An 11,835-nucleotide genomic window follows, 5' to 3' on the forward strand; every position below is an offset into this window, starting at 1 on the left:
AGTATTTAGTATTAAGACCTAGAAAGAAGGTATTAACGCTAAGTTAGGCTAGTATTATTTACTATTAAGTCTTGGAAAGAAGTATTAACGCTAAGTTAGGCTAGTATTTAATAGTTCGAATTTATTATTAAGACCTAGAAAGAAGGTTTGAATAATAAATTCGAACTATTTTTTTGCAATAGCATGGCGACCATAGGTCTAACTACTAACTACTAAATACTAACTACTACTACCCCACCGGCACTTCCATCAACAAAAATTCTGCAGGGGTACTAGCCTTGATAGACACATGCTTCTCGCCCATGATTCCTAGGCCATCGCGAGTGTGCATTAATTGCTTTCCGACTTCGATATCTCCTTTTAACACGAAAACATACAGACCGTTGCTTGGATCTTTCAGTACGTATTCGCGGGTGTATCCTGCTTCGAATTCTGCGAGGTGAAACCAGGCATTTTGATGGATCCATACGCCTTCGTCGTCGGCATTCGGTGATAAGATCTGTAAGAAACTGTTGTGTGCTTTTTCTTTGTCGATGGCTTGCTGATCATAGCGTGGCTCGACGTTCTGTTTATTGGGAATTACCCATATCTGCAGGAATTTCACAGGGTCTACCTCCGAATGGTTGTATTCGCTGTGCTCTATTCCTGTTCCGGCGCTCATCACCTGTATATCGCCCGGTATAATTGCCGAACCGTTGCCCATGCTGTCGTTATGCGCGAGCTCGCCTTCCAATGGAATGGAGATAATTTCCATATTGCTATGTGGATGCCTTCCGAATCCCATTCCTCCGGATACATAGTCGTCGTTCAGGACGCGTAGAACTCCGAAGTTCATGCGTTCTGCGTCCATGTATCCTGCAAAACTAAATGTATGTCTAGAGTGCAACCAGCCGTGATTTGCATCTCCTCTTGAATCTGCTTCGTGATAAATATACTTTGCCATAATGTGTATCCTTCTTATTTGATAACGCAAATTTGAACAAAAGAGTTTGCCCGGGCATTGATGTAGGATAAGAATTTCACGGATTATAGCAATCCTTCATCACGAAAGCTTAAGTAAGCACAATCGGTGAAAATTAGATGGTCGTGGACACGGATATCGATCAATTCAGCGGCACGAACAATCTTTTGGGTAATCTTTATATCTGTATCGCTGGCTTTCAAGGTACCGGACGGATGATTATGTGCTAGAATAATGGAGTGGCATTTATTGAGCAAGGCAAATCGAAAGATGGTGCGGATGTCAACCGGCGTAAAATCATTCCCCCCTCGTCCTATCAACTGCGTATCGACGACCTTGCATGCAGTATTCAGATAGATAGTCCAGAACTCTTCATGCGGTAGATCCTGCAATTGCGACCGGAAGAACTCGTAGACAAGTTTGCTGGAGTTAAGAATCGGAATATCGGTCTGTTTGGTTTCCTGCCGGCGCCTTCCGAGCTCGAGCGCAGCAATAATGCTGATTGCTTTAGCCTCGCCTATGCCTTTGTATTCGCAGAGGTCATGGACCTCGAGTTTGGAGAGTTGAAGAAGGTTATGATTGACACCAGCTAGAACGCGCTTACAGAGTTCGACGGCTGTTTCTGTTCGAGATCCAGAACCGATAACTATCGCTAATAACTCTGCATCGGTTACAGCCCGACGGCCTCGTTCCAGTAGTTTTTCTCTCGGTCTATCGGCTTCTGCCCATTCGCGGATGACCATTTTTTGAAACATGTGATATCTATTTGATTAACAATCGATTCCTTCTAAATATACGAATTCAATTAGACTTAAACACATTCAATATCAACATCTTAACCGGATAACTTCCAATTTTAGCCTAAAACCTTATCTTTGTAAATATTTTTCGAATGAATTGAACTTATGAGTAAAGCAATTATCAAAACAGAAAAAGGTGATATGACTGTGCAATTTTACACAGAAGATGCACCGAATACAGTAGCGAACTTTATTAAATTGGCTAAATCAGGATATTACGATGGATTAACGTTTCACCGTGTAATCAACGATTTCGTAATCCAAGGTGGTTGTCCGAATACGCGCGAAGGCGCAACAGGAATGCCAGGTACTGGTGGTCCGGGTTACAAAATTGACTGTGAATTAGACGGAAATAACCAATACCACGACCGCGGTGTGTTATCAATGGCACATGCTGGTCGCAATACTGGCGGATCACAATTCTTCATCTGCCATAGCCGCAACAATACGGCACACTTAGACAGAAACCACACTTGTTTTGGTAAAGTAATCGAGAACGTAGATGTGGTAGACGATATCCGCCAAGGCGATCGTATCTTAGGTATTGAAGTTATTGAAGATTAATAAAGAGAAAGATGAATTTAAGAGGATTAGTTTCCGTAACTGGAAAACCAGGATTATTTAAGTTAATCGGACAAAATAAAGGTGGCTTTATTCTAGAAACTTTAGATAAAGCAAAAATTAAATCGGTTGTTAACTTGTCGACTACAAAGATGGCAACCTTGGAAGACATCACGATCTATGGTGAGGATGATGAGATCCGTTTGATCGATGTTTTCGAAGCAATCAAAGCGAATGATGGAAATACTCCAGATGCGAAAGCAGATGGCGATACATTGAGAAACTTCTTTAGAGAGGTTGCTCCAGGTCATGATGAACAAAGAGTTTACTCTTCGGATATCAAGAAAGTAATTACTTGGTACCATATCATCAAAGAACTGCCTTTGTTTGAAGAAGAAGCACCTGCTCCTTTAGCATAAGCAGCAAAAGCATATACAAAAGCACCTCCACCGAGGTGCTTTTTTTCTGAAAGTGTCTGTTCTCCATGGCAATCAGCAACTTTCATCCCCGGTATTGCTCACAATGGAAGGATGAAAGTTTTAAGCGTAAATATGCTCTAAAGTTTAATTATCCACCTATTCTTATTAAATTGTTATCAATTAGCACTAAACGAAAAGTAATGAGCGTATTTAACAAGCTTTTTAAGAGCAACTCTGCCGATGACAATAACATAGAAACGATAGCTGACTTTTGGAAATGGTTTAAAAGTAATGCCGATACGTTCTACAACGCCATTGACGAAGGCACTGACATCGAGAATAAATTCTTCAGTCCTCTTGCTGATCAGCTCTATAAACTGCATGAACGCATCTTCTTTTTGGTGGGCATCAATAAAGAGACGAATATTGCTGAACTTACTTTTACGCCAGATGCAATCATACGGAATATCGCCTTTGTGGAAGAGCTCGTAAAGCAAGCTCCGCAAATAGACAAATGGGAGTTTGTGGCCCTAAAGCAGGCAAGCGATGTGGAAGGTTTTGGGGTTAAGATGTTTGGTCGCGACTTCAGCAGCAAGAACATACAATTCTACCCGGTAGAACACCCCGAATTCCCGGATGAGATCGACATTATTGCTGTCTATGACGACTATGATGAAAAAGACCATGATGATATCTTCAATGGTGTTTGTATCTATTTAGATAACTCGCTGGGGGAATTGAAGTCGATTACCATGATCGACAATATGCGTGTGAGAGGACCGGGCGATGATATTCCGGAGTTGATTCCGATAGAAAAGCTTGATGCATACTTAATCTGGCGAGAAAAGGAATTTGTGGAGCGATATACCGACATTACCCATTATTCCAAAGAAGATCACTATGGTTCTTATCAGGGAGAATTAGAAAACGGAATGCCGATCTTTGCGATCGTCAACCATACGCTCCTTAATTGGGAGCATAAGGCTTCGCACCCCTGGATTCTCGTCGTTATGATACATTATGACCCTAACCCCGAGACTGGGTTACCTAACGAAAGGATTTACAAGCTGATGGAAGACCTGGAAGTCGAGCTGATGGATCGTTTAAGAGATGTTGATGGATATATCAATGTCATTCGGGAAACTGGAAACGGCCTGCGCGAAATAAACTTTGCATGTCGTGAGTTCCGGAAGCCGTCGCGCGTAATGGAGGAGATAGCAGTAAAATATGCGGAGCATTTCCGCGTTGAATTTGATATTTACAAAGACAAATATTGGCGCAGCTTTGATAAGTTTAATGCTGAAAATTAATCCCTTCGTTGGAAATGATAATTAGACCCTATCAGGCAAGTGATCTTAGCGAAGTATTAAATCTGCTGAGCTCTAATATTCCTACCTATTTCGCACCTGAGGAATACGAAGATTTGAAAACCTACCTAGCCCATGAAATCGAAGATTATTATGTAGTGGAGCAGGATAATCATATCGTTGCTGCCGGCGGAATTAACTACAAGGAGCAGGATGCTTATATCAGTTGGGACTTTGTAGATTCCCACATGCATGGCAGCGGGATTGGCAAACAATTGTTACAATATCGTTTGGATAGAATAAAAACACAGGGTAAAGTAAAAAGAATTATTGTTCGTACGTCCCAATTTGCTTATGGCTTCTATGAGAAGAATGGCTTCGTTATTAAAGAACAGCATAAAGACTACTGGGCTCCAGGATTTGACATGATCTTTATGGTCTATCAGGAAAACTAAATATTATTTATGGAAATCGACTTATCGAAATATCATCAGAAAAAACGCATTATAGACTTAGTAAAAGCAAATACACTTGGCTGTCTGGCGGTGTTTCCTATCGCCCTTGTTTATATCGTACCTTACATACTAATTTGGTCCGATCAGTTTACTAAGGAATCGATAAAGCAGACCTTGAATAGCATTGGAGCCGGAACAGCATTTTTAAACGGCATAGGCTTTTTCTTGGTATTAATCGTTGGGATTGTCGTTCATGAAGCGATACATGGCTTGACTTGGAGCATCTATGCAAAGGGCGGCCATAAAGCTATGAAATATGGTATTTTGAAAAAGATGCTTACCCCCTATTGTCATTGTACAGAGCCCTTAAAACTCAAACATTATATTATTGGTGCCGCTATGCCGGGCTTGCTAATGGGCGTTCTACCGGCAATCATCGCTATCGCGATAGGCAGCCCAACACTACTCATGCTTGCCATTATTTTTACGCTCGTTGCTATTGGCGATGCGATGATCATCAACCTCGTCCGAAAGGAGGATCCGGAGAGTTTGGTACTGGATCATCCTAGTGAAGCTGGTTGTTATATCCTGACAGAGAAGAAAGAATTAGAAGATAAATCTGAAACCTTCGACACTTGGAACAATATCGCTGAGATCTATGAAACTAAATTCATGGATATGGATATCTATAACGACACCTACGATGCCCTTTTAAAGCATCTTCCAAATAAGCAAGGCCGGATACTCGACGTAGGCTGTGGCCCGGGTAATATTGCGCGATACTTACTGAAGTTTTATCCATCCTTGCAGATTGTTGGAATTGATATCGCCGAAAATATGCTGGAGATAGCGCGAAAGCATGTCCCAACAGGCGAGTTCTATTTATTGGATGCGCGTGCTATCAGCATTTTGAATGGACAGTTCGATGCCGTAATAGCCGGCTTCTGTATCCCCTACCTCAACGCATCCGAAACAGAACAATTTCTAGACGACGCTTCCGAAAAACTGAACAACAAAGGCTTACTCTACCTATCTTTTGTTGAGGGTGATCCGGCAGCACCAGAAGTCAAGAGCAACCCCTTGGGAAGTGTAAAGTTTTACTTCCATCGCGAGCGCGAATTGCAGAAAGAACTAAAAACGAGAGGCTTCAAGCTTCTTAAATCAACCATTATCCCCTACGATGCTGAGGATAATCACACGGTCATGCTTTTCCAAAAGTATTAATATCAAAGACTTTATGTTTAAGAAATGACAGTATGTTCATCAACAATTCGTAAAATATTGATAATTTGCCTTCAACATCAGTCACTATGGAAGGGAACAACGAACTAAGAGATCCACAATCTGCACAGACGTTTTGGAATACGCGCTGGGAGACCAAGCAGACAGGTTGGGATATAGGCTATGCTTCACCAGCGCTGACACATTATATCGATGGGCTGACCAATAAGGATATCGCTATTTTAATTCCTGGCTGTGGAAATGCTTACGAGGCCTCCTACCTAGTAGAAAAGGGCTTTTCGAATATTACTTTGATCGATATAGCACCTATCGCGGTGGCGAATGCGCAGGAAAAATTTAAGGATAATTCTGAAGTGAAGGTGATGTTGGGGAATTTCTTCGAGCTCGATGAATCGTATGATTTAGTGTTAGAGCAAACTTTCTTTTGCGCGATAGATCCTAGCTTGCGTCCGCAATACATTCAAAAGATGGCTTCATTGCTAAATCCTGCAGGCCGATTGGTGGGGTTGCTATTCAATATTGATTTTGAGAAAGATGGACCTCCATTTGGTGGTCATATTGCGGAATATCACCCAGCATTTGCTGCTTATTTTGATATTCACAAAATGGAACCTTGTTACAATAGTATTCAACCAAGACAAGGTTCAGAGTTATTTATAAATTTGATAAAAAAGTAAGTCTATCATTAATAGAAAACTTTTTAGTAACGATACTGTTTACTGTATATATGAAATCATTGTTTCTCATATGTCTATTAACTTTAGCGATGTTTATTCCATCGCTCGGGCAAGCTTGTGAGATTCCACATGAAAAAGAAGAAACACAGCACTGCGAGCATCAAAGTAGCGAAAAGGAGGATGCGGAGGAGCATGCATGCTGTCACAAAGATGCTGAGCATTCAAAAGAAAACAGTAGTTCTACGGAGCGCCCAATGGGTTGCGCTGGTAAAGGTCTTTGTTGTTGTGCAACTCCGATGATTGGACATTTGCAACTCGGCAATTTTCTATTCGAATTCGAAATCCCATCTTATACCGTCAATATCCAAAATACAGAAGTACAACAGTTTGTTGTTTCTAATGGATTCTCAAGTATTTTTATCCCACCTAAAATAGCCTAATTCCCCCCTGTTTTATTGGTTATTTAATATGCAAGCATGATTAATGCTTGTCAATTGTCTATTTAAAAATACTTAAAATGAAAAATCTAAAGGCATTCATTGCCTCCATTATGATCATATCTTCTTTAACTGTCCATGCACAGATTAAGAACGCGACAACTAGCACCGTAGAAATAAAAGGAAACTGTGCGATGTGCAAGAAAACTATCGAAGCTGCGGCATACGAGCCGAAGGTCTCCAAAGCTGAATGGGATGAAGATACCCAGCAAGCTGTCCTTACCTTCAATCCTGATAAAACTTCCGAAGAAGCGATATTGAAGAAAATTGCTCAGGCAGGATATGACAACCAATCTTTTCGTGCTCCGGATGACGTCTATGCAAAACTTCATGAATGTTGCTTATACGAACGCGATCATACGGTAGCTAAGGCGGAGCATAACGAACATCAGGGAATGGATCACAGCCAGCACAAACCTTCCGCTAAGGAGCATGCGAATATGGACCATAGTCAGCACAACGGCGATGAAACAGCAAATACGCAGTTAGCACCGGTGTTTAAAAACTATCTTGCGGTGAAGAATGCATTGGTGGCAACGGATGCAAAGGCTGCTGCTACGGCAGCAAAAGCTTTGACTGCTTCCATTGGCCAAGTTGAAATGGGAAAACTAGCACATGAAGAGCATGAGGTTTGGATGAAAGTGATGAAAGGGATCCAGGCGGAAGCTGCTTCAATTGAAAAATCAACTGATATCAACAGACAACGCCAAAGCTTCATGGCCTTATCGAATCATGTATATTCCCTAGCAAAAGCATGGCAAGGTTCGACGGCATTGTATTGGCAATTTTGCCCGATGGCGAACAACAATAAAGGCGCCTATTGGCTCAGTGCAGAAGACGCTATCAAGAATCCTTATTTCGGATCTAAAATGATGAACTGTGGCGAAGTAAAAGAAAAAATCTAAAACTAAAGCACAGGATAATTTATTTTATTTCTAAGGATATCTATGAAAAAGCTAAGAATATATAGCATCCTTAGCATACTCCTACTTTTCAGCCTTTCCGCCATGGCGCAAAAGGTTGTTAGGTACGATCTGTATGTGAAGGATACATTGGTCAACTACAGTGGCAAGGAAAAGCGGGCTATTGCCGTCAATGGGATGATTCCCATGCCAACACTCACTTTTACCGAAGGCGACACGGCGGAAATCCATGTACATAATGGAATGGATGAACCGACTTCCATGCACTGGCATGGAGTCTATCTTCCCAATCCTGAAGATGGCGTCCCTTTCCTGACACAGATGCCGATAAAAGCAAAGAGCACTTACATCTACCGATTCCCGATTATCCAAAACGGTACGCATTGGTATCATAGCCATACCGGCATGCAGGAACAGATCGGTATGTATGGTGCAATGATTCTAAAGAAGCGCGAGGATGATCAGGACAATCGCAAAGGTATTGACGACCTGCCTTCCATTCCCATTATTTTGAGCGAATGGACGGACCTCAATCCCGACAATGTTCACCGTATGTTGCATAACGCAAATGACTGGTTTGCTATTAAAAAGAATGCGACGCAAAGCTACGCGGAGGCGATCAAAGAGGGGCACTTCAAGACAAAAGTTACAAATGAATGGAAGCGCATGTTGGCAATGGATGTCAGCGATGTCTATTACGACCGCTTTCTGATTAACGGCAGCAGCGAACAGTCTCTTTCGGATTTCAAAGCCGGCGATAAGGTCAGGCTTCGGGTCATCAATGCAGGAGCATCCTCCTACTTTTGGCTAACCTACGCGGGCGGGAAGATTACGGTGGTTGCCAACGATGGAAACGATGTAGAACCCGTCAAAGTGGATCGGCTGCTGATTGCTGTTTCGGAAACCTACGATATCGTCGTTGAGATTCCAGAAGATGGTTTCGCTTATGAATTCATGGCGACACCCGAGGATAGAACAAAAAATGCGTCCATTTACCTCGGATCGGGCGTAAAACAATTGGTCGCCCCACTTCCCAAATTGAAGTATTTCGAAGGGATGAAAATGATGAACGACATGATGAAGATGAACGGCGATCTGGACGATATGGGGATGAAGATGTCCATGCAGCGCATGGATATGAATACTGTCATGTATCCGGAGATGGAGGGGAAAGGTATGCAGCATGGAGATCATCAGAACATGGATCATTCCACGACTAACAAAAAAGAGGACAAAGCTCATCAGGAGCACCAAGGAATGAACCATGTTGAACAAAATCAGGATCATAGCGGCCATCAAAATATGGCGGAGCACAATCAACCTGATACAACGGCTGCCGCCCATTCTCAACATCAAAACAGTGATATTATTACATTAAACTACGGAATGCTACGCTCTCCCAAATCAACCAAATTCCCTGAGGGAATGCCTGTTCGAGAGCTCAAGTTTGAACTGACGGGAAACATGAACCGTTATGTATGGAGTTTAGATGATAAAGTGCTTTCCGAAGTGGACAAGATCCCCATCAAAAAAGGTGAAGCCCTACGTATCATATTGTATAATAATTCCATGATGCGGCATCCAATGCACCTGCATGGGCATGACTTCCGTGTCTTAAATGGGCAGGGAGATTATGCTCCGCTAAAAAATGTGCTCGATATTATGCCGATGGAGACGGACACCATCGAGTTCGAATCGAACGTACATGGCGACTGGTTCTTCCATTGCCACATTCTATACCACATGATGGCAGGGATGAACAGGGTATTCAGCACGGAAGGACAGCCGGACAATCCGAAGCTTCCCAACAAGGAAAAAGCTTACCGTATGCTTCAGCGCGAGAGCAATATGCCACATTTTATGATTCAAAACGACTTCGCTACTAACGGCAATGACGGTGAGCTAATGCTCCATAATGCGCGTTGGCAATTGACCTCCGAATGGCGATTAGGCTACCACGATGCGCATGGTTATGAAGTAGAAACCCACCTAGGCCGCTTTGTGGATCGCATGCAATGGTTTATGCCATTTATTGGTTTCGACTGGCGCTTTAGAAATCTCGAAGATCACGGTCCGGAGACGAATATCTTCGGGCAGACGAACAGTAAACACGAAAGGGCGCTATTCTCTGCAGGATTTGTTTATACCTTGCCGATGTTGATTCGTTTCCAAGCGGAGCTCTACCACGATGGAAATGTAAGGCTACAGCTCATGCGCGAAGATATCCCACTTTCCAAAAGATTGAGAGGTGGATTTATGGTCAACTCAGACAAGGAATATATGGCAGATCTGCGATATATCATTACCAGGCATATGGGAATTCGTACGCATTACGACTCCGATATGGGATTTGGCGTAGGATTATCACTAAACTATTAATCTGTACATATGCATAAAGAAGCTGCCCTATTTGGGGCAGCTTCTTATGTTTATATCTTGCATGAAAAGTACGTCTTGACATTCAAACGAGGTTTATCCACACTATTGAATCCATTGTCGTTATAAATCCAACGCCTAAGATTATAACGAGCTCACCTAGCTAATGACCTTTCTTTTTACTTCAAAAGTATATACCTCATTTTAGGTATTTTGATAAAAAATATTGTCATAACTGAAAAAGCACCTTAGATTTACACTTACAAGATAATTAACCCGAATTAAAATTATTATCCAAACCATGCTCAGCTACCCAATAGCCGGACAGTTCGCCTCTCTAGGAAAAGGGATGTCAAATGCAAAGTTCAATATTGAGGAAATTGGAGAACAGATTCCTGCCGCTATCATGATGCATGATATCATAGACGATACGCCAGTTCGAGTAAGCTATATGAGCGAGTTCGGCTGTAATCTACTGGGAACATCCGTCGAGGAAATCAACAATTTAGGTTTAGCTTATTACGAGAAGTATTTTGTGAAAGAGGAGGTTGAACAATGCGTTCTAGGATTGCAACAATACATTTCCGAAAAGGATCCACATCAGCAATATTCTTTCTTCCAACAAGTAAAGCTTCACAACGAATTGGAGTATAAATGGTTTTACACCATCTGCAAACTGGTTCAAAATCCAGAAAACGACAAATTCGTCGATCAACTGATGATCATTGCGACGCCGATTGAGGGTTGCGGAAATATGGTCAACAAAGTCAATAAAGTCCTTGACGACCATGACTTCGTCAAACAGAACTATCGTCGTTACGCGGCATTGACTAAACGCGAAAAAGAAATTATTCGATTTATAGCCAATGGTGCCTCATCAAAAGAGATTGCAGATAGCTTATTCGTATCCGTTCATACCATAAACACTCACAGAAAAAACATCATACAGAAGCTAGACTGCAAAACTTTTGCAGCATTCCTGAAATTCGCAATTGCATTCGACTTAATTTAAGTCAACTTACGAGCTGTAGCAATCCGGTTTAGATTCTCCGCTTATAGCCCGGCTTATCCATTTCCTTGTCTAAAGACATAGGCCCCGACCCTACGATCAAGAAATAGATCAATAGAATCAAAACGATCAGAGAAAGCCAAAACTCCGAATTAAGAAAACTAAATCCCTTTGTAATATTCACAAAGAAAACCGCCCCAATTAGAATTGGAATCTGTAGTGCTACGGCAAGTCGCGTGCGCAGACCAAGGATGATAAAAATCCCACCCACAATATGTGCAAACACCACATAATGTACCGCCGACCAAATAGACAACTGAAAATGCGTCTGTTCGATCAACGATGCGACAGAATCTCTGTCCATGATAAAACTAACTCCTTTTGCGAAGATGACCAGCCCTAGGGAAATGCGGACGAAGTCTATCCAACGAGGGTGATGCGCGTCGCCCCAGTGCTCAATGCGTTCGATTAGGTTCATAACAACCTCCTTTTTAATTGGTTATACCATTTCAACGTATGAACAGACCGTGTAGTATATTGTTCTATTTTTTTATTAATCTCCCTAATAGACAAACCATTCCCTCAATTAGCTGTTTAAACACTACGGG

The 11,835-nt window shown here is 42.0% G+C and carries 13 protein-coding genes; 10 read left to right on the top strand and 3 right to left on the bottom strand.

Going from position 1 to position 11,835, the window contains the following annotated elements; all coding sequences use genetic code 11:
- Positions 1–229: 229 nt before the first annotated feature.
- Both B2400_RS16655 and radC read right to left on the bottom strand, forming a co-directional pair.
- Positions 230–943, bottom strand: a complete 714-nt coding sequence (locus B2400_RS16655; RefSeq protein ID WP_293935115.1) for a pirin family protein — start codon at positions 941–943, stop codon at positions 230–232.
- An 83-nt stretch (positions 944–1,026) separates the two neighbouring features.
- Positions 1,027–1,716, bottom strand: a complete 690-nt coding sequence (radC, locus tag B2400_RS16660) for a RadC family protein (RefSeq protein WP_149526657.1) — start codon at positions 1,714–1,716, stop codon at positions 1,027–1,029.
- Between the two features lie 150 nt (positions 1,717–1,866).
- Here radC and B2400_RS16665 point away from each other — a divergent pair, with 150 nt between their 5' ends.
- The 10 genes from B2400_RS16665 (at position 1,867) to B2400_RS16710 (ending at position 11,230) form a co-directional block, all read left to right on the top strand.
- Entirely contained in the window at positions 1,867–2,325 is a 459-nt protein-coding gene (locus B2400_RS16665) for a peptidylprolyl isomerase (RefSeq protein WP_149526658.1), read from the top strand.
- 11 nt (positions 2,326–2,336) lie between these two features.
- Complete coding sequence (locus tag B2400_RS16670) at positions 2,337–2,741, top strand: DUF5606 domain-containing protein (protein ID WP_149526659.1); 405 nt, start codon at positions 2,337–2,339, stop codon at positions 2,739–2,741.
- 200 nt (positions 2,742–2,941) lie between these two features.
- Positions 2,942–4,051, top strand: coding sequence for a DUF695 domain-containing protein (locus B2400_RS16675; RefSeq protein WP_293935118.1), 1,110 nt, complete (start codon positions 2,942–2,944; stop codon positions 4,049–4,051).
- 14 nt (positions 4,052–4,065) lie between these two features.
- On the top strand, positions 4,066–4,503 hold the full coding sequence (locus tag B2400_RS16680; RefSeq protein ID WP_293935120.1) for a GNAT family N-acetyltransferase: 438 nt from the start codon (positions 4,066–4,068) through the stop codon (positions 4,501–4,503).
- A gap of 9 nt (positions 4,504–4,512) precedes the next feature.
- Positions 4,513–5,727 carry a metalloprotease family protein gene (locus tag B2400_RS16685; protein ID WP_293935122.1) on the top strand — a complete coding sequence of 405 codons (1,215 nt, stop codon included), beginning with the start codon at positions 4,513–4,515 and terminating at the stop codon, positions 5,725–5,727.
- Positions 5,728–5,813: 86 nt separating this feature from the next.
- Positions 5,814–6,422, top strand: coding sequence for a methyltransferase domain-containing protein (locus B2400_RS16690; protein WP_293935124.1), 609 nt, complete (start codon positions 5,814–5,816; stop codon positions 6,420–6,422).
- Positions 6,423–6,472: 50 nt separating this feature from the next.
- A complete protein-coding gene (locus tag B2400_RS16695; protein ID WP_293935126.1) occupies positions 6,473–6,862 on the top strand; it encodes a hypothetical protein in 390 nt (129 codons plus the stop codon).
- A 77-nt stretch (positions 6,863–6,939) separates the two neighbouring features.
- Positions 6,940–7,824, top strand: a complete 885-nt coding sequence (locus B2400_RS16700) for a DUF3347 domain-containing protein (protein WP_293935127.1) — start codon at positions 6,940–6,942, stop codon at positions 7,822–7,824.
- 42 nt (positions 7,825–7,866) lie between these two features.
- Positions 7,867–10,221 carry a multicopper oxidase domain-containing protein gene (locus B2400_RS16705; RefSeq protein WP_293935129.1) on the top strand — a complete coding sequence of 785 codons (2,355 nt, stop codon included), beginning with the start codon at positions 7,867–7,869 and terminating at the stop codon, positions 10,219–10,221.
- Between the two features lie 298 nt (positions 10,222–10,519).
- Positions 10,520–11,230, top strand: coding sequence for a helix-turn-helix transcriptional regulator (locus tag B2400_RS16710; RefSeq protein ID WP_293935131.1), 711 nt, complete (start codon positions 10,520–10,522; stop codon positions 11,228–11,230).
- Between the two features lie 28 nt (positions 11,231–11,258).
- Here the strand turns inward: B2400_RS16710 and B2400_RS16715 are convergent, their stop codons facing one another.
- A complete protein-coding gene (locus B2400_RS16715; RefSeq protein ID WP_293935133.1) occupies positions 11,259–11,705 on the bottom strand; it encodes a DoxX family protein in 447 nt (148 codons plus the stop codon).
- Positions 11,706–11,835 lie beyond the last annotated feature (130 nt).

The organism is Sphingobacterium sp. UBA6645, from assembly GCF_002455685.1.
GTDB lineage: Bacteria > Bacteroidota > Bacteroidia > Sphingobacteriales > Sphingobacteriaceae > Sphingobacterium > Sphingobacterium hotanense.